Source organism: Streptomyces sp. NPDC006193 (assembly GCF_040613915.1).
Taxonomy (GTDB): domain Bacteria; phylum Actinomycetota; class Actinomycetes; order Streptomycetales; family Streptomycetaceae; genus Streptomyces.
Genome location: NZ_JBEXTB010000001.1, coordinates 270,133 through 291,479, shown reverse-complemented (window position 1 = coordinate 291,479; position 21,347 = coordinate 270,133). Strand labels below are relative to the sequence as shown.

At 74.6% G+C, this 21,347-nt stretch carries 20 protein-coding genes and 1 pseudogene; 6 read left to right on the top strand and 15 right to left on the bottom strand.

The features are described from left to right. Positions 1 to 55 precede the first annotated feature (55 nt). Entirely contained in the window at positions 56 to 745 is a 690-nt protein-coding gene (locus ABZ261_RS01240; RefSeq protein ID WP_356854488.1) for a TetR/AcrR family transcriptional regulator, read from the top strand. 120 nt (positions 746 to 865) lie between these two features. Here the strand turns inward: ABZ261_RS01240 and ABZ261_RS01235 are convergent, their stop codons facing one another. From ABZ261_RS01235 to ABZ261_RS01180, 12 genes and pseudogenes are all read right to left on the bottom strand, one after another. Continuing rightward, entirely contained in the window at positions 866 to 2,512 is a 1,647-nt protein-coding gene (locus tag ABZ261_RS01235) for an alpha/beta hydrolase (protein WP_356854487.1), read from the bottom strand. 147 nt (positions 2,513 to 2,659) lie between these two features. Continuing rightward, positions 2,660 to 3,439, bottom strand: coding sequence for a TIGR04222 domain-containing membrane protein (locus ABZ261_RS01230; protein WP_356854486.1), 780 nt, complete (start codon positions 3,437 to 3,439; stop codon positions 2,660 to 2,662). A gap of 96 nt (positions 3,440 to 3,535) precedes the next feature. Continuing rightward, the gene (locus ABZ261_RS01225) at positions 3,536 to 4,285 is read right to left on the bottom strand and encodes a DUF4142 domain-containing protein (protein WP_356854485.1); all 750 of its coding nucleotides are present in this window, start codon (positions 4,283 to 4,285) and stop codon (positions 3,536 to 3,538) included. 470 nt (positions 4,286 to 4,755) lie between these two features. Continuing rightward, positions 4,756 to 6,102 (bottom strand): DUF692 domain-containing protein, encoded by a 1,347-nt coding sequence (locus tag ABZ261_RS01220; protein WP_356854484.1) that lies wholly within the window; start codon positions 6,100 to 6,102, stop codon positions 4,756 to 4,758. 113 nt (positions 6,103 to 6,215) lie between these two features. Then, positions 6,216 to 6,950: a peptidyl-tRNA hydrolase gene (locus tag ABZ261_RS01215; protein ID WP_356854483.1), complete on the bottom strand. Its 735-nt coding sequence runs from the start codon at positions 6,948 to 6,950 to the stop codon at positions 6,216 to 6,218. 276 nt (positions 6,951 to 7,226) lie between these two features. Continuing rightward, positions 7,227 to 8,072, bottom strand: coding sequence for a polysaccharide deacetylase family protein (locus ABZ261_RS01210; protein ID WP_356854482.1), 846 nt, complete (start codon positions 8,070 to 8,072; stop codon positions 7,227 to 7,229). A gap of 101 nt (positions 8,073 to 8,173) precedes the next feature. Next, positions 8,174 to 9,697 carry an FAD-dependent oxidoreductase gene (locus ABZ261_RS01205; protein WP_356854481.1) on the bottom strand — a complete coding sequence of 508 codons (1,524 nt, stop codon included), beginning with the start codon at positions 9,695 to 9,697 and terminating at the stop codon, positions 8,174 to 8,176. Between the two features lie 68 nt (positions 9,698 to 9,765). Next, positions 9,766 to 10,197 (bottom strand): annotated as a pseudogene (locus ABZ261_RS01200) (polyphosphate kinase 2 family protein); the annotation flags it as partial. Positions 10,198 to 10,206: 9 nt separating this feature from the next. Further along, entirely contained in the window at positions 10,207 to 11,073 is an 867-nt protein-coding gene (locus ABZ261_RS01195; RefSeq protein WP_356854480.1) for a slipin family protein, read from the bottom strand. A 118-nt stretch (positions 11,074 to 11,191) separates the two neighbouring features. Continuing rightward, positions 11,192 to 12,670 carry a SulP family inorganic anion transporter gene (locus tag ABZ261_RS01190; protein WP_356854479.1) on the bottom strand — a complete coding sequence of 493 codons (1,479 nt, stop codon included), beginning with the start codon at positions 12,668 to 12,670 and terminating at the stop codon, positions 11,192 to 11,194. Positions 12,671 to 12,678: 8 nt separating this feature from the next. Beyond that, the gene (locus ABZ261_RS01185) at positions 12,679 to 13,257 is read right to left on the bottom strand and encodes a carbonic anhydrase (protein ID WP_356854478.1); all 579 of its coding nucleotides are present in this window, start codon (positions 13,255 to 13,257) and stop codon (positions 12,679 to 12,681) included. 91 nt (positions 13,258 to 13,348) lie between these two features. Further along, complete coding sequence (locus ABZ261_RS01180) at positions 13,349 to 13,744, bottom strand: hypothetical protein (protein WP_356854477.1); 396 nt, start codon at positions 13,742 to 13,744, stop codon at positions 13,349 to 13,351. 281 nt (positions 13,745 to 14,025) lie between these two features. On the opposite strand from ABZ261_RS01180, the gene ABZ261_RS01175 reads away from it, so the two are divergent. Continuing rightward, positions 14,026 to 15,324: an IS30 family transposase gene (locus ABZ261_RS01175; RefSeq protein WP_356854476.1), complete on the top strand. Its 1,299-nt coding sequence runs from the start codon at positions 14,026 to 14,028 to the stop codon at positions 15,322 to 15,324. On the opposite strand, the gene ABZ261_RS01170 is transcribed toward ABZ261_RS01175, so the two are convergent. From ABZ261_RS01170 to zapE, 3 genes are all read right to left on the bottom strand, one after another. Next, entirely contained in the window at positions 15,321 to 15,977 is a 657-nt protein-coding gene (locus ABZ261_RS01170) for a class I SAM-dependent methyltransferase (RefSeq protein ID WP_356854475.1), read from the bottom strand. The genes ABZ261_RS01175 and ABZ261_RS01170 overlap by 4 nt on opposite strands. A 206-nt stretch (positions 15,978 to 16,183) precedes the next feature. Next, positions 16,184 to 16,447 carry a hypothetical protein gene (locus ABZ261_RS01165; protein ID WP_356854474.1) on the bottom strand — a complete coding sequence of 88 codons (264 nt, stop codon included), beginning with the start codon at positions 16,445 to 16,447 and terminating at the stop codon, positions 16,184 to 16,186. Between the two features lie 134 nt (positions 16,448 to 16,581). Then, positions 16,582 to 17,682, bottom strand: coding sequence for a cell division protein ZapE (gene zapE, locus ABZ261_RS01160; RefSeq protein WP_356854473.1), 1,101 nt, complete (start codon positions 17,680 to 17,682; stop codon positions 16,582 to 16,584). A gap of 37 nt (positions 17,683 to 17,719) precedes the next feature. Between zapE and ABZ261_RS01155 the strand changes: the two genes are divergently transcribed. From ABZ261_RS01155 to msrB, 4 genes are all read left to right on the top strand, one after another. Next, entirely contained in the window at positions 17,720 to 18,547 is an 828-nt protein-coding gene (locus ABZ261_RS01155) for a pyrimidine reductase family protein (protein ID WP_356854472.1), read from the top strand. A gap of 158 nt (positions 18,548 to 18,705) precedes the next feature. Next, positions 18,706 to 19,179 carry an indole-3-glycerol phosphate synthase gene (locus ABZ261_RS01150; protein ID WP_356854471.1) on the top strand — a complete coding sequence of 158 codons (474 nt, stop codon included), beginning with the start codon at positions 18,706 to 18,708 and terminating at the stop codon, positions 19,177 to 19,179. 335 nt (positions 19,180 to 19,514) lie between these two features. Then, positions 19,515 to 20,906, top strand: a complete 1,392-nt coding sequence (gene murC / locus ABZ261_RS01145) for a UDP-N-acetylmuramate--L-alanine ligase (RefSeq protein WP_356854470.1) — start codon at positions 19,515 to 19,517, stop codon at positions 20,904 to 20,906. Positions 20,907 to 20,921: 15 nt separating this feature from the next. Continuing rightward, entirely contained in the window at positions 20,922 to 21,329 is a 408-nt protein-coding gene (msrB, locus tag ABZ261_RS01140) for a peptide-methionine (R)-S-oxide reductase MsrB (RefSeq protein ID WP_356854469.1), read from the top strand. Positions 21,330 to 21,347 lie beyond the last annotated feature (18 nt).

Below are 21,347 nucleotides of genomic sequence, written 5' to 3'. Positions count from 1 at the left end.
GGCACAGCGTCACGGCGAAAACAAGAGAGAGCGTTCTACCCGATAGCATGGGGGTATGACACAGACGGAAGTCGGCACACGCACCGGCAGGAGGGTCTCCGAGGCCCGGGAGCGGCTCCTGAGGACCGCGGGACAGCTGTTCTACGCGGAGGGCATCCACACCGTCGGCGTCGACCGTCTGGTCGCCGAGTCGAAGGTCACCAACGCCACCTTCTACCGCCACTTCCGCAGCAAGGAGGAGCTCGCCGTCGCCTACATCGACAGCGTGGACCAGGCGATCCGCACCGGGATCGACTCCCTGGCGGCCGCGGACGTGCCGCCCGACGGCATTCTGCGGGGCATCGGCGCGTCCCTGGTCGAGCAGATCCGCTCGCCCGGCTACCGCGGCTGCGCCTTCCTCAACGCGGCGGCGGAATTCCCCGACCCGGACCACCCCGTCCACCGTGCCGTGGTGCGGCACCGCGCGTGGTTCCTGGAGACGGTCACCGGGCTGTTCGCCGGGATCACGGCCGCGGAGGCCGAGCACGCCGGGCGGCACTTCGTGATGCTGCGCGACGGGGCGATGAGCGCCGGCTACCTGGGCGACCCCGTCCTGGCCGGCGAGACCCTGCTGCGCGGCATCGACGGACTGCTGCGGATCCACGCCGCCCGCGGGCGTGACGAGCACCCCGCCGCCGCGCCCGCCCAGGCGCCCGCGGCGGCCCCGACCGCCATCGACACCGCGTGCTCGCCGCCCGGCGCGTGACCGAGGTCGGGACCGGACGGACGCCCGGCCGGACGCCCGGCCGGCGCCCGCACCTGCCGCGCCTTTCCGTGCGCCCCCTGCCGCCGCCCCGTGGCGCGGGCGCCGCCGGCGTGCAGCCCCTCAGCTCGGGTCGGCCTTGCCCTTGAGGGCGTCCCGCGTCGACGCACCGGCCCGGCCGGCGGACGCGACCGGCTCCGGGCGCGGCGCGCAGGACGCGTGCCGCGCCGGGAGGCGGCCCTCCAGCAGGTACGCCCACAGGTGCGCGTTGACGCACCGGTTGGGCCCGCCGCCGATGCCGTGCGTGCCCGCGTCCCGCTCGGTGACCAGGACCGATCCGGCCAGCCGCCGGTTCATCTCCAGGGCGCCCGGGTACGGAGCCGCCGCGTCCCGCTCCGCCGCCAGGATCAGCACCGGCGGCAGCTCGCCCGGTCCGGTCCGCACGTCGAGCGGTTGCTGCCGGGGCGCCGGCCAGTAGGCGCACGGCAGGTTCATCCAGGCGTTGTCCCAGGTCTCGAAGGGCGCGACCCGGGCGAGCCGTGTGTTGTCGCGGTCCCACACCCGGAAGTCCGTCGGCCAGGGAGCGTCGTTGCACTCGACGGCCGTGTAGACCGCGCGGCCGTTCTCCGCCTCGGCGGCCGTCTCGGGCGCCGGGGCCGCCAGCCGCACCAGCGGCCCGGGGTCGCCGTGCAGGTACGCCGACAGGGCCGCGGCCCGGCCCGGCCAGAAGTCGTCGTAGTACCCGGCCGTCAGGAACGCGTTCTGCAGCTGGCCCGGGCCCACCTTCCCGCCCGCCGCCCGCCGGCCGAGCCGCTCGCGCGCGGTGTCGTAGGCGCGCTGCACCTCCTCGGGCGTGTCGCCGAGCCGGTACACGTCGTCGTGCCGGGCGATCCAGTCGCGGAAGTCCGCCCACCGCTCCTCGAACGCCGCCGACTGGTCGAGGTTGCTGCGGTACCAGATCTGCCGCGGGTCCGGGTTCACCGCCGAGTCCAGCACCATGCGCCGCACGTGCGAGGGGAACATCGTCGCGTACAGCGCGCCGAAGTACGTGCCGTACGACGCGCCCATGAACGTCAGCCGGTCCTCGCCCAGCGCCGCGCGCAGCACGTCCAGGTCCCGGGCGTTGGCGAGGGACGTGTAGAAGCGCAGCCGGCTGCCGGAGCGCTCGGCGCAGCCGCGGGCGTACGCCTTCGCCCGCGCGACGCGCTGCCGCTTGTACGCCTCCGACGGATGCGCCGGCGACGCGGTGGGCGCCTTGAAGAACCGCCCGGGGTCCTCGCAGGACAGCGGCGCCGAGCGGCCCACCCCGCGCGGGGCGTAGCCGACCAGGTCGTAGGCGGCGGCGATCCGCTTCCACTCCGGCATCGCGCCGACCAGCGGGAAGTACATGCCGGAGGCGCCGGGGCCGCCCGGGTTGTAGACGAGGGCGCCCCGCCGGGGAACCTTCCGCTTGCCGTTGTGCGGGTCCTTCTGGGTGGCCCGGGCGCGACTGACGGTCAGCAGGATCTGCCTGCCCTCGGGATGCGCGTAGTCCAGCGGGACGGAGACCGTGCCGCAGCGCAGCCCGGCCGGCGCCTTCGGCACGTCGGCGGCGGAGCAGGGACCGAAGTCGATGCCGGCCTGCCGGGCCCGGGCCACGGCCACGGCGGTGCCGCGCAGTTCGGCCGCGTCGGGGGCCGCCGCGGCGCCGGGCGTGCCGCCCGCCGGGGCCGCGGCCAGGGCGGTCAGGAGCAGGGACCCGGCGGCCGAACTCAGGGCGGCGTTCCTCATCGCGTATCCCTCCGGTGCGCGGCGGCGATGGCACGGCTGCCACGGCCCGGCGACACCAAGGGATGTTTCGTCCGGCGGCAGGCGAAGGCAAGCACCACCGGGCCGGTGTCGGCGCCAATGCCCCCCGTGCGCCCCCGGGGGACGCCTTCACTCCCGCCAGGGCTGGTCGCGGTGGGCGAAGGCCGCCCGCAACTCCGGTTCGCCGATCGCCCGGACGCCCCGCACGGCCACGGAGGTGAGGAACGACCGCTCGTCCCCGGCCCGGTCGCCCGCCAGCGCGTCCAGCAGCCGCTGCCCGGCCGGTGAGGCCCAGCGCGCGTACGGATGCACCTCGAACCGGGCGATGACCAGACAGCTCAGCGACAGGACCACGGGCAGGGCGAACCACAGGCCCACCAGCAGGCGCGGCGTCCCGCTCGGGACGGGCAGCAGCAGCGCCGTCACGCCCAGCGCCGCACCGGCGAGCGCGGCGGCCCGCACCCCGCGGACGGCGGCCCCCACGGTCGTCGCCGCGCCCTCGGGCGCCGCGAGGCCCGCCCGCACCAGACCGTCGGCCAGCCGGCGCACGGCCTCCGCGCCGGCCGCCCGCGCCCGCACCGGGGCGATCCGCGACTGCCCGCCGGGTCCTACGGCCTCTATGACGGACCGTTCGATGTCGTCGCGCCCCCGCGGGTCCACCACGGTGGCCCAGCCGGTGTGCGCGAGCAGCAGCCGCCGCTGGCGGGCGAGGGAGACCAGGGTCACGTCGGCGACCCGCGCGGGGCCGCCGGACAGGAAGGCCGCCTCGTACAGCGTCAGCGCGCGTTCCCGGTCCGCCGGCGCGCCGGCCGTCTCCGCGGCCGCCGCGGAGACGGCCGCCAGACAGAGGCGGGCGCAGGCCGTGCCGGCGAGGGCCCAGGCCACGAGGAGGAGAAGGACCCAGAACATGACGTGTTTCTATGCCAGATGCGCGCACGAGCGCCATGCCGTGTTCACGATCCGGACGGGGTGCCGTCGTCCGTGGCGTTCCGTTCCCCGGGCGGATCAGGGCCCGTCCGTCGCCGGCGGCGCCGTGTACGCCGCGTCCGGCGACGGCGCGAGGGGCACCGCGGCACCCGGTTCGACCTTGGGCGGGTCCGGCACCGCGGACGGGGAGGCCGCCAGGTCCCGGGCCAGGGCGGCGAAGTCCACGTACCCCGTCGCCTCCAGCACCTTGATGTGATCCAGCACGGTGGCGTCGGCGGCGTCGGCCAGATCGCGGACCAGCGCGTTCTGCGTACCGGCCCGGACCTCGGCGACCAGCGGGAACATGCGGCCGTGCGCGAGCCGCAGGATCGAGGCGAACCGGCGGTCGAAGTCCTGGCCCCGGGCCGCGTGCAGCGTGCCGAGCCACTGCTTCTGCTGTGCGCCGGGCTCGTTGGGCAGGGGCACGCCGAGCCGCGTGGCGACGGTGCGCACGTGCGCGTCCAGGGAGGTGCGGCCGTCGACCAGGTGCCGCCCGGCCGTGCGGACGGCCGCGGTGGTCCCCTTCCGCTGCGCCGGCTCTCCGGCGCTCAGCTCCCACAGCCCCGCCAGCCGGACCTCGGTGACGAAGTCCCGGTCCCGCGCGGACAGCGGACCGTACGGTGTCGTCACCGTCGGCGCGCTCGACAGGCCGGCGCTCGCCGGGTCCTGACGGCCGACGGAGGACCGGAGCGGGACGAGCAGCGCGACGGCCGTCGCCGCCAGGGCGGCGATGACGAGCCCGGTACCGCTGAAGACGCCTCGGCCCTTGATCGGTGGACGCGGTCGCACGGTGCCTCCTGCACCGCACGCGTGGGGGTGTGCTCGGGACTGGGTGCGGGCTGGGCCTCGTACTTCGGGGCCGCCGGCGGCCGTTCGCGGCGCCTCGGCGGGTGGCGGCCGGGCGGCGGGGTGCGGCCGCGTCGTGGCCGGTCACGCCCGCACGGCGCGGCCGGGTGCCGGCGCGGTCCCGCCGCTGCCCGGGCGGCCGCAGCGGCCGGAATCACCAGGGTGGCGCCGGTGCCGGCCGGTCGCGGCGAGGCGGGAAGCGGGGAAGACGCCCGGCGGCCCCGCGGCCGACGCCCCGTCACCCGGCCGCGCCGGTCACCGCCGGGCGCCCGCCGTCCGCAGCCGCCCTCCGCCGTCCGCAGCCGTGCGGAAGGCGTGCGCCCCGCCGCACCGGATCACGCGGGCCCGGCCGGTGCGCGGACCGCCAGGTGCCGGCCCAGCGGACGGCCGGCCCGCCCCTGCACGGCGAGCGCTCACCGCCGGCCCGGCAGCCGTCCCCGCGACACCCGCCGCGCGAGCCGCGCCGCGAGCGAAGCCCGCCGCGGCTCGGGCCCGGCGCGGTCCAGCCACCACTCCCGCAGCTCCCGCCGCGCCCGCGCGTCCCCCGGCCGCCCCAGCTTCAGCAGATGACCGGCGAAGTCCAGCGCGTCGCGCCGGTACCCGCCGCTCATCGGCCGCTGCCGCGCGTACGCGAGGAACGCCTCCCGGTACTCCGCCCCGAGAATCACCGGCAGCTCGGGGGCCACCTTCGCCACCACGTCCGCCCGCTTGGCCGCGAGCGCCCGTGCCTGCACCCGCATCCGCACCCGGTCGAACCCCTCCGGCACCGGCGTCCCCGCCACCAGCGACGACAGCACCGCGGCCTGGGCCACCCCGAGCCGCTCGCGCACGCCGGCCACCGGCCGTGCCAGCACACCGACCCGCCCGCGCCCCGGGCCGGCCGCGCCCGCCGCGCCCGCGCCCCCCGCCCCGGCGCCGCCCCCCGCACAGCGCGCGCGGCCCGCCGCCACCGCCTCCCGGATCGCTCCCAGTTCGCGCTCCAGCTCGTCCGGTCCGGGGAAGTCGTCGTCCCGCTCCAGCAGCACCCCGGGCGGCGCGACCCGCGCGGCGAGGCCGGTCAGGATGTCCAGCACCGGGCGCGGCACGGGGTGCGCGTGGCTGTCGTGCCAGACGCCGTCGCGCTCGACGCCGCCCGCGACGTGCACGTAGGCGATCGCCTCCAGCGGCAGCGCGGCCAGCGCCTCGGCCGGGTCCTCGCCCCGGTTGACGCGGTTGGTGTGCAGGTTGGCCACGTCGACGAGCAGGCGTACGCCGGTCCGCTCGGCCAGCTCGGACAGGAACTGACCCTCGGTCAGCTCCTCGTCCGGCCAGGAGAACAGCGCGGCGATGTTCTCCAGGGCCAGCGGCACGGGCAGCGCGTCCTGGGCGATGCGGACGTTCTCGCACAGCACGTCGAGCGCGTCACGGGTGCGCGGTACGGGCAGCAGATGGCCGGCCTCCAGGTGCGGGGAGGCGGTGAGCGCGCCGCCCGCCCGGACGAACGCGATGTGCTCGGTGACCAGGGGGGCGCCGAGCGCCTCGACGCGCTCGGCGAGCGCCGCCAGCCGTCCCGCGTCGGGGCGTTCCGCGCCCCCGAGACCGAGCGAGACGCCGTGCGGGACCACGGTCACCCCGCGCTCGCGCAGCCGCAGCAGCGACTCAGGGAGGTGGCCGGGGCAGACGTTCTCCGCCACGACCTCCACCCAGTCGATGCCCGGCATGCGCTCCACGGCCTCCGCGATCTCCGGCCGCCAGCCGATGCCCGTCCCCAGTTCCCGCATGGCGCTTCCCCCTCCTCGGCCCGTGCTCGTGCGTCGAGTGAGGGGGGTATGGCCCCCGGGCACGGCCCCGAACCCCTCCCGCGCCCCGTTCAGAGCAACATTTGAGGTTCCGCTCAGGGGCGGGCCGCCGCGCGGAGCAGCGCCGGGTGCTCCGCCACCACCGTGCACGACCCCGGCGCGACCTCCGTGAAGCCGGCGTCCCGGACCAGCGGCAGACCGCTGGCGGTCAGCCGGCTCCAGTCGGCGGGGGCGGCGGTGCGGACCGAGAGCGGGAAGCCGGCGTCGCGCCAGGCGGCGCGCTCGTCGCCGGACAGCGCCCACCAGGCCAGCTGCGCGCCGTGACCGGCCTGTGCCATGGCCTTCCCGGCCGACATCCGCAGGTGGGGGCTGAGCCAGAGCACGGGCTCCGCGGGGCCGGGCGGCAGGGGCGGCTCGGGGTCGTCCAGCTCGGTGCCCGACACCTGGAGCCTCGCCAGGTCCTTGGGCCAGCCGTCCAGCGGGATCGGCGGGAAGACCCGTACCTGCGCGGTGTCGCCCGTCACCGTGATCCCGGGCAGCGCCTCGGCGCGCCGCCACTCGGCGCCGCGGGCCCGCCGGACCACCTTCCGGATGCGCGCGTCCTCCCAGGCGCGGACCGCTTCGGCCCAGGCGCCGTCCCCGTGCGCGCGCTCGTCGCCGAGCAGGAGGAGGACGGCCCGGGCGGCGGTCCGGAGCGCGTCGGTGCGGGCGGGCGGGGCGGTGCGCTCGATCCGCACGACGAGCGGCAGCACGAACTGCGGGGCCTCGTCGCGGGGGCCGCGCGGCGCGGGGGAGGGGCGGTCACCGGAGGGATCGGGTACGTGGCTCACGGAACCCCACCCTACGAAGCCGCCGACGCCGCGATCAACGCGGTCCGCCGCCGGCCCGCGCGCACGGGCGGTCCGGAGCCGGCGCGTCCACGGCCGCCGGCGGTCCAGAGCCGCGGCGCGGAGGCGGTCCGGAGTCGCGGTGCCAGCCGCGATGCGGAGGCGGTCCCGAGCCGAGGCGCGGAGGCGGTCCGGAGTCGCGGTGCCAGTCGCGATGCGGAGGCGGTTCCCAGCCGCGGCGCGGAGGCGGTCGCCGCTCGTCCCCCCGGCGCGGGACGGTCAGCGGTGTCCGCCGCTCCTGCCGATCAGCTCGGAGACCTTCACGAAGCGGTAGCCGCGCCCGCGCAGCTCCGGGACGACCGTGCGGACGACCCGCTCGGTGGTGGGGGCGGCGCTGCGGGTGCAGTGCATGACGACCACCGACCCCGGCTTCACCCCGTCCAGCACCTGCCGGACCACCGCGTCGGCGTCCGTGGCGAACGCGTCACCGCTCACCACGTCCCACTGCACCGCGGTCACCCCGAGCCCGTTCAGCGCGCGCAGCGCCCGCCGGTCGTAACAGCCTCCGGGGAAACGGAAGTACGGCATCGGGTTCGGCACCCCGGCCCTGCGGAAGGAGGCGTAGGCCCGCTGGACGTCCGCCCGCATCCGGTCGGCGGCGACGGTCGGCAGGCCGTAGCAGTCGTCGGTGAACGCGTAGTGGCTCCACGAGTGGTTGGCCACCTCGAACTGCGGGTCGCGGCCGAGACTGCGCGCCTGGGCCGGGTACTGCTCGGCCCAGCGGCCGGTCATGAAGACGGTCGCCGGCACTTTCAGGGCACGCAGGGCGCCGATCAGACCGGGGTTGTCGAAGTGTTCCCCGGAGGCCGCCCGGGGCCCCTGGTCGGCGGTCATGTCGGCGTCGAAGGTGAGCGCGACGACCTTGTCCGGGGTGCGCGGGCCGTGCTCGAAGACCGGGGTGAGCCCGCCGGGACCGGGGGCGAGCAGAGGGGGACGGGTGGGCGTCGGGGACGTCGGGGCGGGGGAGCCGGCGGGGGCCGGGCGCTGCCCTCCCGCGCCACCGCAGGCGGTGAGCGCCGCGCCGAGGGCGCAGACGGCGACGATACGGCGTACTCGTGGGATCACCGTACGAACGTAGGGCTGAATGTCCGTTTGTATGGTGATATGCCGCGTGGCGCGGCGCTGCGGTCACCCGCGCGGCGGCCGGCCTCCGGCCCGGGCCCGGATCAGCCGAGGTCGCGCTGCTCCAGCGGCTCGACCGCCGGGCCCTGGATCACCTTGCCGTCGACATCGAAACGCGAACCGTGGCAGGGGCACTCCCAGGCGCGTTCGGCCCGGTTGAAGTCGACCAGGCAGCCGAGGTGGGTGCAGCGGGCCGACACGGCGTGCAGGGCGCCCTCCTCGTCGCGGTGCACGGCGAGCCGTTCGCCGCCCGACCGGACCAGCGCGCCGTCCCCCGGCGCCAGGTCGTCCACCGAGGCCGGCGGCTTCAGCCGGTCGCCGACGAAGTGCCGGGCCACCTGCGCCTGCGTCTTCAGCAGCGACGGCGCCTCCCGCAGCACCGGCTTCAGCCGGCGCGGGTCGTACAGCTCCCGCCAGGCGCACTCCCGGCCGGTGATCAGCGCGGTCAGCAGCAGCCCGGCCATGATGCCGCCGCTCAGGCCCCAGCCGCCGAAGCCGGTCGCCACGTAACTGTGCCGGGCGCCCGGATGGAAGGGGCCGATCAGCGGGACCGTGTCGGTGGACTCGTTGTCCTGGGTGGCCCAGGCGTGCTCCAGGGCCACTGCGGGGAAGTGCTCCTCGGCCCAGGCGGCGAGCCGCTGGAAGCCGGCCTCGGGATCGCCGGTGCCGGGCGTGAAGTGCTCGCCGGTGACGACGAGCAGACGCTCCCCGTCCGGCCCGTACGGGGCCGTGCGCACCGAGCGGGTGTTCTCGTCGGGCGTGATGTACATGCCGTCCGGGTCGGGGCCGGCGCCCAGCGGGCCGGCGACGACCAGTTCGCGGCGCGGTGACAGCCGGGAGAACAGCAGAGCCCGGTCGAACACCGGGTAGTGGGTGGCGACCACGACGTCGCGGGCCGTCACCGTGGCGCCCCCCTCGGTCGTCAGCCGGCACGGCTCGCCCTCGGTCAGGCCGGTGACCCGCGTCCGCTCGAACACCTGGCCGCCGTGCGCCAGCAGGTCCGCGGTGAGCGCCCGCAGGTACTTGACCGGATGGAACTGCGCCTGCCCGGACACCCGGACCGCACCGGCCACCGGGAACGGCAGCCCGGTCTCCGTGGTGAACTCCGCGGGCAGCCCCGCCTCCCGCGCCGCCTCCGCCTCCGCGCGCACCTCCTCCACCCGCGAGCGGTCCCGGACGTAGGTGTACGCGTCCCTCGTCTCCCACTCGCAGTCGATCCCCAGCTCGTCCACCAGCGCCGCCGCGTGCTCGATCGCCTCCGTCTGCGAACGGGCGTACAGCCGCGCCGCCTCCGGGTCCCGGGTGCGGCGGAGCCGGTCGTAGACGAGGGTGTGCTGCGCGGTCAGCTTGGCGGTGGTGTGTCCGGTGACGCCGGCCGCGGCCCGCCCGGCCTCCAGCACCGCGACCCGGCGCCCGGCCCGCGCCAGCTCGTGGGCGGTGCTCAGCCCGGCGATGCCCGCGCCGACGACCGCCACGTCGACCTTGAGATCCCCGGTCAGCGGGGGACGGGACGGCCCGGGGGCGGTCCGCAGCCAGTACGACTCGGTGACCTTCCGCTGATCGCGCATGCCCGCCGGGTACCCCGGGCGGCCCGGCTCACGTCCGCCCGCTGCGCCGCCCGGCGTCCCCGGCCGGCTCACCTCCGCTTCAGCAGCCGCTCCCGGGCCTCGGCCACGTCGAAGGCGGGCTCCGGGTACCGGGGGTCCAGCTCCTGCCGGTGTTCCAGCAGCAGCTGGCCGACCGCCCAGTCGCGGCACCACTTGCGGTCCGCCGGGACCAGGTACGACGGCCCGTACGGGGCCGCGCAGCGCTCCAGCGCCGGCTCGTACGCCTCCCGGTAGGCGGGCCACAGGGCGCGCGCGTCGATGTCGCCGGGGGTGAACTTCCGCCGCTTGCCGGGGCGGTCGAGGCGGCGCAGCAGCCGGCGTCCCTGCTCCTCACAGGACAGGTGCAGGAAGCATGTGACGAGGGTGACGCCGTCCTCGGCGAGGGCGCGCTCGAAGTCGTCGATCAGGCCGTAGCGGCTGCCGATCTCGGCGGACCGGACCAGGCGCCGGACACGGGCGAGGGCGGCAGGCTAGCCGGGACGCGGTCCGCCGTCGGTGTGCGGCGCGGGCGGCTGCCGGGCCGCCTCCGGGCCCGTGTCCGGTGCGCCGGTGTCCGGCGCCCGGCCCGGCAGCTGCTGCTGCCCGCCCCGCTCCAGGAAGTGCAGCAGTTCCACCGGGATGGGCAGCACCAGCGTGGAGTTCTTCTCGGCCGACACCGCCATCACCGTCTGCAGCAGCCGCAGCTGGAGCGCCGCCGGTGTCCCGGACATCTGCTGGGCGGCCTCGGCGAGCTTGTGGGAGGCCTGCAGCTCGGCGTCGGCGTTGATGATCCGCGCCCGGCGCTCGCGGTCCGCCTCGGCCTGGCGGGCCATGGACCGCTTCATCGTGTCCGGTAGGGAGACGTCCTTGATCTCGACGCGGTCCACCTGGACGCCCCAGCCCACGGCCGGGCTGTCGATCATCAGCTCCAGGCCCTGGTTGAGCTTCTCGCGGTTGGACAGCAGGTCGTCCAGATCGCTCTTGCCGATGATCGACCGCAGGGAGGTCTGCGCCATCTGCGACACCGCGAACTTGTAGTCCTCCACCTTCACCAGGGCGCTCGACGCGTCGACCACCCGGAAGTAGACGACGGCGTCCACTCGCACGGTGACGTTGTCGCGGGTGATGCCCTCCTGGGCCGGGATCGGCAGGGTCACGATCTGCATGTTGACCTTCTGCAACCGGTCCACGAAGGGAATGATCAGGGTCAGGCCCGGCGGCCGCACCTCCCCGGCGACCCGGCCGAGCCGGAACAGCACACCCCGTTCGTACTGCTTGACCACCCGCGCCGCCGACGCCAGGTACACCACTGCGGCGGAGCCCGCCGCCGCCACGGCCACCAGCAGGTCCACGCCCATGGTGACCTCCTCGCCCAGAGGTCCGTTTCGTCTGCTGCTGCCACACTATGCCCATTGCCGCGATCGGCGTACGGAGCCGGGTGCCGGCGGTACCGGCGCCCGGCTCCCCGTCCGGCTCTCAGGCCGCCCTGACCAGCTTCACCGGCTCGGTGCCCGCCGCGCTGTGCCGTTCGGCCCAGTTCTCCAGTGCGGTGCGGCAGGCGTGGTCCAGGTGGTGCAGCCCGGAGAGGTCGAGCCGCACCGGGCGGTCCTGGGGCAGCGACTCCAGCGTGTCGAGGATCTTCGGCAGCCGCAGGAAGGTCGCGTTGCCCGACAGGTGCGCCTCGACCGGGCCGGCGCCCTTGTCGACGACCTCCAGCCTGATGTGGGAAGCCTCCCAGGCTGCCTTCACCACGGCCAGGGCGAGGCCGATGAGCACCCCCTCGAACATGCTGACCGCGACGATGGAGACGGCCGTGGCGGTGAGGACCAGCGCCTCCCCGCGGTGCTCGCGCCACAGCCCGGCCAGCGCGCGCACCGGGATCAGCTTGCCGCCCGCGTGGATCAGGATGCCCGCCAGCGCCGGGATCGGGATGTAGGCGAGCACCTCCGGCAGCAGCGCCGCGAACAGCAGCAGCCAGACGCCGTGCAGCACCCGGGAGGCCTTCGTCCGGGCGCCGGCCTGGACGTTGGCCGCGCTGCGCACGATCACCGCCGTCATCGGCAGTGCGCCGAGCAGCCCGCACACCGCGTTGCCGGCGCCCTGGGCGACGAGCTCCCGATTGTACTGGGTGCGCGGACCGGAGTGCAGCCGGTCCACGGCAGCCGCGCTGAACAGCGACTCGGCCGACGCGATCAGGGTGAAGGCGGCGATCGTGCCCAGCACCCCGACGCCGGCCAGCTCGCCGAAGGCGCTCGGCGGGGGCGGCTGGATCGAGCCGAGCAGGCCCTGCACCTCGACCGTGGCCACCGGCAGGTCCAGTGCGAACGCGGCCAGTGTGGCGAGGCCGACCGCGGCCAGCGGGCCGGGCACCGCGCGCACCTTCGCCGGGGTGCGCTTCCACAGCAGCAGCACCGCCACGGTGCCCGCGCACACCACGAGCGAGGCCAGGGCGTCGGCGTCGCCCGAGGCCTCCCAGAACGCGCGGGGCAGCCCGGCGATCTTGCCGAGTCCGGAGCCGGGGGCCTTCGCCGCCAGCGCCGGGTAGAGCTGTCCGGCGATGATCACCAGGCCGATGCCGGCCAGCATGCCCTCGACGACGGAGACCGAGATCGCCCGGAAGTAGCGGCCCAGCCGCAGCAGGCCCATGGCCACCTGGAGGACGCCCGCGGCGAGCACGATGACGCCGAGGACCGGCAGCCCGAACTCCTCGACCGCGTCGAAGACGAGGACGGTCATGCCGGCCGCCGGGCCGGACACCTGCAGACTGCTGCCGCGCATCAGCCCGGTCACGATGCCGCCCACGATGCCGGTGACCAGGCCGAGTTCGGCCGGGACGCCGGAGGCGACGGCCACGCCCAGGCACAGCGGCAGCGCGACCAGGAAGACGACCAGCGAGGCGGCGAAGTCCTGCCTCAGGAAGGGGAAACGGGATATCAGGGTGCGGTGGTCGGTCATGGGCGCGCTCACAGGGCCTCGAAGGTGTCGGTCTGCGGGCGGTGCGTCCGTACGGCGCCGGTGTGCACCTCGTAGTACCAGGCGTGCAGGCCGAGCCGGCCCTCCGCCAGCCTCCGCTGGACGCAGGGGTACGAGCGCAGGCGCAGCAGCTGGGTCAGGACATGGCTCTGCACGCCCTCGGCGACCTCCGGATCCTCGGCCGCGCCGGCCGGGCGCGGGGTGGCGGACGCCAGCCAGTCGCGCACGGCGGGCACGGCGGTCAGGTCGTCGCCGCGGACCAGGGCGCCGACGGCGCCGCAGTGCGAGTGGCCGCAGACCACGATGTCGCGCACGCCGAGCACCTCGACGGCGTACTCGATGGTGGCGGCCTCGCTGGTGGGGTGTGCGGAGGTGCAGGGCGGGACGATGTTGCCCGCGGTGCGCAGCTCGAACAGCTCGCCGGGGCGGGCGCCCGTGATCAGGGCCGGGACGACCCGGGAGTCGGAGCAGGTGATGAACAGCACCTGCGGGGACTGGCCCGCGGCGAGCTCGGCGAACTCCTCAGGGCGCTGTCCGAAGGAACGGGCGTTGTCGATGAGGGGCTGCATGTGTGGGTTCCTCCTGGCGCGCCGGCCCGGCGCGTCGGACTCGAACGGCAGATGTGTGCGGGGGAGGGGGAGGCGGTGGGCGGCCCGGCTGTCAGCAGCGGAAGACCTGAAGTGCCGCCGCGGTGCGCTCCCGTGACGCTCTGGAGGCGTGGCGGTGCGGGCCGGTGGAGGAGGCGGGAAGGGCCGTGCCGGTGGTGCGGCCGGGTACGAGCGGGTGCTGCTGCGTCCAGCCGGAGGCCGTGCCGCGGTGCCGGTGGTGCGCGTGCGGGAGGCCCGCGGGCTCACCTGTGCGGCCCGGGGCGCGGACGGTGTCCGCGCCCTCGCGCCCCGAGGGCGCGGAGAGAGTGATTCCGGTCTCGGTCCCGGTCAGTGTCCGACCGAACGTGTGCGCGGATGCGAAGGGTCGGGCGGGGGCGACGAGTTGCAGTGCGAGCAGTGTGACGCCGAGGAGGGCGAGCAGGGTCCGGGCGGTCGTGCCTCGCGACATGGGCCCCCTCCCCGGTCTTCATGCTTTTGTCCGTACCAAGTCTTGGTCAACGGATGGTCAAGAAACACGTTAGCCGCGCGCGGCCCTTTGCAGGGTCGACTGCGCGCGGCCCGCGCAAAAGAGCGTGAAAACCGTGGGTGGCGTGGCGGGAACCCGCTCTTGACCGGCAGTGGCCGACGGACTATCGGGCGGTCGGCGGAGGAGCGTCCCAGCGGGAGCGCCCGCCCCCCGGGGCCCCTCCGTTCTAGCGATCGTCGCAACACCCCAGCTCAGGGGATGCGATGGGGTTCGAAGCTCGGAAGGACCGCAGGCCGCAGGGGCGCAAGAGGCTCCATGCTGAGCGGGAGGAATACTTCCGGCTCGTGCAACAGGGCTACAGCAGTGCAGATGCGGCCAAGCGTGTAGGTGTCCACGTGCGAACCGCTCGTGGGTGGCGTAACGGCCGCCTGCTCAATAGCGGCAGAGTCGAGCCGCCCGTTCGTTCACAGCGGGCGGCCGTCGCCGTTTCGTCCGGCCGCTACCTCAGTGCAGATGAGCGCATCCACATCGCCGACCGGCTGCGGGAGAAGGCGTCCATCCGCAGGATTGCTGCCGAGCTGGGCCGCAGCCCGTCGACCATCAGCCGAGAGATACGCCGCAACGGCGCGCTCTGGCGCGGCACCGAGTGGACCTACCGGCCCTACGTCGCCCAGGCCCGCGCCGATGCCCGCCGACCTCGCCCCAAGGGCGGGAAGATCAGTCGGTGTCCGCGGCTGCGTGACTACGTTCAAGAGCGTCTGGAACGGCGCTGGAGCCCGGAGCAGATAGCCCACCAGCTCCGCCGGGACTTCCCCGACGACCCGGAGATGCGCGTGACGCACGAGACGATCTACCAGGCCCTCTACGTCCAAGGCCGTGGAGAACTCCGCCGCGAACTCACCAAGGCCCTGCGGAGCGGGCGGGCCCGCCGGCGCCCCCACCGCCAGGCAAACAAGCGGCAGCCCCGGTTCACCGCCCCCATGGTGATGATCAGCGACCGGCCCGCCGAAGCGGCTGATCGCGCCGTCCCCGGCCACTGGGAAGGCGACTGCATCGTCGGCGCTGGCCACCGCTCCGCCATAGGAACACTCGTCGAGCGCACGACCCGCTTCACCATGCTGGTGCACCTGCCCAACGGGCACCGAGCAGAGCACTTCCACCAAGCGCTCACCGCCACCATCAGCCAGCTTCCGCCCCATCTGCGACGGTCACTGACCTGGGACCAGGGCAACGAGATGGCAGGCCATGAGCTCTTCTCCGTCGCCGCGAACATGCCGGTCTACTTCTGCAATCCGGGCAGTCCCTGGCAGCGCGGCTCGAACGAGAACACGAACGGCCTGCTCCGGCAGTACTTTGCCAAGGGGACCGACCTGTCCCGGCACACCCGCGAGCACCTGGACGCGGTGGCTGCCGAACTCAACAGCCGCCCACGCAAAACGCTCGGCTGGGATACCCCAGCCGAGCGCCTGCAGAATCTGATGGGTCCAGGAGTCCTGACAGCGCAAGGGGCCTGCCGCGCGGTGGCTTTGGCCCTAGGGCAAGCCGTGAGTCCGACTTCCTAGTGCCGGTGCCAGACCAGCGTGTAGCGCCAAAACAGTCGTCGGTGCAGCCGTGCACCGGGTAGCGCCTGGTGGGCGTCGCGAACGATGTCTGCAAAGGTCATAGTCGCCGGTCGGGTCGGTGCGGTCATTGAGGCTGGTCGCGGCGCCTTGCGGCCCTTGTTCTTGATCCAGGCCATGGCGACGTTCGCCGGAATGGCCACGGCGTCGATCAGGTAATCGCTCCGAGGCTGCGGACGATAGACGCCGACGACGACCAGGGTTCCGTCGGGCGCCAGGTGCTGCCGGAAGCCGGTGAGGGCGTCGCTGAACGGCATGTGGTGAATGGTGGCGACACATGTGATGACGTTGTAAGGGCCAGGCGGCACCTCCTTCAATGCGTCTCCGACGGTGAAGGTCACCGGGGCACCGGGTTTTGTGAGCTCCCGCGCGCGATCAACGATCGTGGGATCGACGTCGATACCGTGCACTGTTCCGGCCCGTGACGCCAGGAGTCTGGCGAGGTCACCGCTGCCTGATCCGACGTCCAGAGCCCTGTTGAAACGTCTGGGGAGCTGGCGCAGGATCCACCGGTGGTAATGGGCGTTGTGGTCCCAGGGGTGAGTGGCATGGAACTGCTCAAGTGTTCGCATGATGCGGGGCAGCAATGTCGTCATGGCATGAGTCCATCAGCCCCTCGGCCGCCTGCGAAACCACAACCGGAACAAATGAGCTGGCCGGGGAGGAACGACCGACAACCGCTCCGCCGGGTATCCCGGCGGAGCGGCTGTCTAGACTGCTCGCCATCACACAACGGCGATCACGTGTTGCGACGATCCTTGGAATCCGCCGCCGGGGGACGGGCGCTGTCGGCGCCGAACGGTCAGCCGGCCCGGCCGACCGCGTGCAGCGTGGCGCCGAGGGTGCCCTCCTGCTGCTCGTAGTGGGACAGGGCGAGCCCGAGGCCGATGAAGGTGGGCGCCCACTCGCCGACGAAGATTCCCCAGCGGTCGGCGCGCTCGACGCCCATCCGTTCGGCTTTCAGACTGGTGACCCAGGACAGGACGCTGAGGCCGATGGACGCCACGCCGGCGAGATAGGCGTGCTCGCTGCGGATGCCCATGTCGTGCAGTTTCTTGATGATCATCGGGCGGTCTCCGTTCTGTGGGGGTTGCCTCCGGAGTAACCATTCCCGGTTCGTCTCATTCGCCCTTTACGGCACGTATGAGGTGCCGGGTGCGGGCCGCGGCCCGCACCCGGCAGGGCGTCGCGGAGACCTTCCTAGGCGACGACCAGTTCCTTCGCGTCCCGCGCCAGTGCGGTCAGACGGGATATCGCACGGAAGTACTTCTTGCGGTAACCGCCGTTCAGCATCTCCTCGCTGAACAGCCGGTCGAACGGCAGCCCGGAGGCCAGCACCGGGACCTCGCGGTCGTAGAGCCGGTCCGCGAGCACCACCAGCCGCAGCGCCGTGGACTGGTCCGGCACCGGTTCCACGCCGGTCAGGCACACCGCCCGCACCCCGTCCGTCAGCGCCCCGTACCGGCTCGGGTGCACCCTGGCCAGGTGTCCCAGCAGGGCCGGGAAGGCGTCCAGCGAGGCGCCCTCCACGGCGTGGGCCGTCCTGACGACCTCCTCCTCGGGGAAGGGCGCCGGCGCCTGCGGCAGGCCGCGGTGGCGGTAGTCCTCGCCGTCGATGCGCAGCGTGCGGAAGTGGGCGGACAAGCCTTGGATCTCGCGCAGGAAGTCGGCGGCGGCGAACCGGCCCTCGCCCAGCCTGCCCGGCAGCGTGTTGGAGGTGGCGGCCAGCGCCACGCCCGCCTCGACCAGCTTGCCGAGCAGGGTGGACACGAGGACCGTGTCACCGGGGTCGTCCAGCTCGAACTCGTCGATGCACAGCAGGCTGTGCCCGGACAGCGTCTGCACCGTCTGCTGGAAGCCGAGGGCGCCGACCAGGTTGGTCAGCTCCACGAAGGTGCCGAAGGCCTTGCGGGACGGGTCGGCCGGGGCGGCGTGCCACAGGGAGGCCAGCAGATGGGTCTTGCCGACGCCGTAGCCGCCGTCCAGGTAGACCCCGCGCGGGCCCGCCGGGGCCTTGGCCGCCCTGGCCCGGCCGAAGCCGAGGAAACCCCGCCGGGCCCCGGTGGCGTGCCCCGTGCCCAGCCCGGCCGCGAAACCCTCCAGGACCCGGACGGCCTCGCTCTGGCTGGGCTGCCGGGGGTCCGGGATGTAGGTGGAGAAGCGGACCGAGTCGAAACGCGGCGGCGGCACCATCTCGGCGACCAGTCGGTCCGCGGGGACGTGCGGCTCACGGGCGCACAGGGACAGGGGGGCCGCGTCCGGCGCGGGGCCGGATCCGGGGGCGGCGGTGGAGGACGACACGGTCACTCATGCTAAGCGCCGTGCCACACTGCACGGCATGCGACGCCTGTTCCCTGTGACCGAAGAAACAGCAGCCCGGAGCCCGGCCGGCGGGGCCCGGGCCGACGGGACGGCCGGCGCCGCCGCGGCCGCGGACCGGGAGTGGAGCCTCGCCGAACTGGCCGCCGCCTACGCCTACCCGGAGCCCGCCGCGGGCGCCCCGCGGCCGTGGCTGCGGGCCAACATGGTGTCCTCGCTCGACGGCGCCGCCCAGCACGAGGGCCGCTCGCAGCCCATCTCCAGCGCCACCGACATGCGTGTCTTCGGCACGCTGCGGGCGCTCGCGGACGTCGTCCTGGTCGGCGCGGAGACGGTACGGCAGGAGGGGTACCGCCCGGCGCGGGTGCGCGCCGAGTTCGCCGGGGCCCGCGAGGCCGCGGGCCAGGGCCCGGTCCCGGCGATCGCGATCGTCACCGCGAGCCTGGACCTGGACTTCACGCTCCCCCTGTTCACCTCGCCCGCGGTGCCCACGCTGGTCCTGACCGGGGCCGCCGCAGCGCCGGACCGCGTCGCCGCCGCCGAGAAGGCCGGCGCGCGGGTGGTGGTCGCCGGTGAGGGCACGGCCGTCGAGCCCGCGCGCGCGGTGCAGGCGCTCGCCGGCCTCGGCCACACCCGGCTGCTGACCGAGGGCGGCCCCCGGCTGCTCGGCCAGCTGATCGCCGCGGAGGTGCTGGACGAGCTGTGCCTGACCGTCTCGCCGACCCTCACCGCCGGGGACGCGCAGCGCATCGCGGGCGGGCCGCCGGTCGCCGTCCCGCACCGGTTCCGGCTGGTGTCCCTGCTGGAGGAGGACGGTTTCCTGTTCAGCCGCTACCACCGCTCCTGACCTCGGTCGCCCCCTTCGCACCGGTCGGCTCCCGGCGGGCCGGCCCGGACCGGCAGTACCCGTGGGATCACGGGGAAGGATGGTTTCCGCAGGGGCCCTGCCGGACCCCGCAGGACGAGGGCCCCGAGCGGGGGCCCGCACGGGAGAAGAGGCGCCTGGTGTTCACAAGCGTTCTGATGATCGAGAAGGCCCTGACGTCCGCCGACGTCGAGTTCGTCACCACCTTGCACGGGGACGAGCCCGTCTCCTTCCACGTGCTGCTCCAGCCGCGCGGCGACCAGGCGGACCGTCTGCTGCGGGCCATCGACGACATCGCGCTCGGCGAACTGGACGAGGCGGTGCGCGAAGGGGAGACGCCGGAGGGCCGGGAGGCGAGGACCCTCGGCGGGCAGGCCCTCGACGTGTCGCTGCAGGCGTTGCGGGCGGCGGGCGGCCGGGCCGAGGGCAGACTGGTCGAGGACCACCCGCTGGACGCCCTGAAGAGCCTGGTGGCCGAGGTGGACGCCGACGAGGTGATCGTGCTGACCGATCCGCACTACGTGGAGGAGTTCTTCCACCGGGACTGGGCCTCCCGGGCGCGGCACAAGGTGGGCGTGCCGGTGCTGAAGCTGTTCTCGCACAGCAAGGCGTAGGCGCGGCCAGGGGGCGGCGGGCGGGGCGCCGGGGGCCGTGCCTGTTGCGCGCGGCACGGCGGACGCCGCACGTCACGCGTGCGAAGCGGTGCGTGCCGGTGCCGGCGCTGATCCCCACGGCAAGGTGTAGGCGCGGCCGGGCGTCGGCGGCCGTGCCCGTTCCGCGCGGCACGGCGGCCCCGCCGCGGCGCGGGACGCGCGTGAAGCGGTGCGCCGCGGCCCGGCGCGCTCCCGCGCCCCCGGACCGGCGGGCCCGGCCCTCCTGCGAGGACCCCGGCGCCCGAGCGCATAGGCTAGGGCCCGCTCTGGCTCGTACCGTCTCTGGGGAGAAACGCATGGCACCCGGCCTTCCTACCGCCATGGACCGACCGCACTTCATCGGCATCGGCGGCGCCGGGATGTCGGGCATCGCCAAGATCCTCGCGCAGCGCGGGGCCCGGGTGGCCGGCAGCGACGCCAAGGAGTCGGCGACCGCCGGGGCGCTGCGGGCGCTCGGCGCGACCGTGCACATCGGGCACGCCCCCGGACACCTCGCCGACGACGCCAGCTGCGTCGTCGTCTCCTCGGCGATCCGCGAGGACAACCCGGAGCTGGTGCGCGCCGCCGAGCTGGGCATCCCCGTGGTGCACCGCTCCGACGCGCTGGCCGCGCTGATGGAGGGGCTGCGGCCGGTCGCCGTGGCCGGCACCCACGGCAAGACCACCACCACCTCGATGCTGGCCGTCGCGCTGAGCGAGCTGGGGCTCGCCCCGTCCTACGCCATCGGCGGCGACCTGGACGCGCCCGGCTCCAATGCGCTCCACGGCGAGGGGGACGTCTTCGTCGCCGAGGCCGACGAGTCGGACCGCAGCTTCCACAAGTACGCCCCCGAGGTCGCCATCGTCCTCAACGTGGAGCTGGACCACCACGCCAACTACGCCTCCATACACGAGATCCACCAGTCCTTCGAGACGTTCGTGGACCGCATCACCGAGGGCGGCACCCTGGTCGTCTCCGCCGACCAGGCGGGCGCCCGCGAGCTCACCCGCCGCGTCCGCGGGCGCGAGGTGCGGATCGTGACCTACGGCGAGGCCGAGGACGCCGACGTGCGCGTGCTGTCGGTCGTTCCGCAGGGGCTCACCAGCCGGGTCACCGCCCTGCTGGACGGGCGGGAGCTGACCTTCACGGTGTCCGTGCCGGGCCGGCACTACGCCCTCAACGCCGTCGCCGCGCTCACCGCCGGCGCCGCCCTCGGCATCCCCGCCGCGGAGCTGGCCCCCGCGCTCGCCGCCTACACCGGCGTCAAGCGGCGCCTGCAGCTCAAGGGCGAGGCGGCCGGGGTCCAGGTGATCGACTCCTACGCCCACCACCCCACCGAGATGACCGCCGACCTGGAGGCCATGCGCGCCGCCGCCGGCGACGCCCGCATCCTCGTCGTCTTCCAGCCGCACCTGTTCTCCCGCACCCAGGAGCTGGGCAAGGAGATGGGCCAGGCGCTGGCCCTCGCGGACGCCTCCGCGGTCCTGGACATCTACCCGGCCCGTGAGGACCCGATCCCGGGCGTGACCAGCGAACTGATCATCGAGGCGGCGCGCGCGGCCGGCGCGGACGTCACCGCCGTGCACGACAAGACGGAGATCCCCTCGGTGGTCGCGGGAATGGCGAAGGCCGGTGATCTCGTTCTCACCATGGGCGCGGGCGACGTGACCGACCTGGGCCCGCTGATCCTGGACCGCCTGTCGCAGTGAAGGGGCTGAGAGCCGATGCCGTACGACGTCGAGAAGCCGGACGAGCAGTGGCGCGCGGAGCTGGACCCCGCCGAGTACGCCGTGCTGCGCCAGGCCGCCACCGAGCCGGCCTTCACCGGTGAGTACACGGACACCACCACGCGGGGCGTCTACTCCTGCCGGGCCTGCGGCGCCGAGCTGTTCACGTCCGACACCAAGTTCGCCTCGCACTGCGGCTGGCCTTCCTTCTACGACCCGAAGGACACCGACGCCGTGGAACTGGTCGAGGACCGCTCCCACGGCATGGTCCGCACCGAGGTGAGGTGCGCCCGCTGCGGCTCCCACCTCGGGCACGTCTTCGAGGGCGAGGGCTATCCGACCCCCACCGACCAGCGGTACTGCATCAACAGCATCTCCCTGCGGCTGACGCCCGCGGAGAGCTGAGGGGCGCCGCGGGGCCGG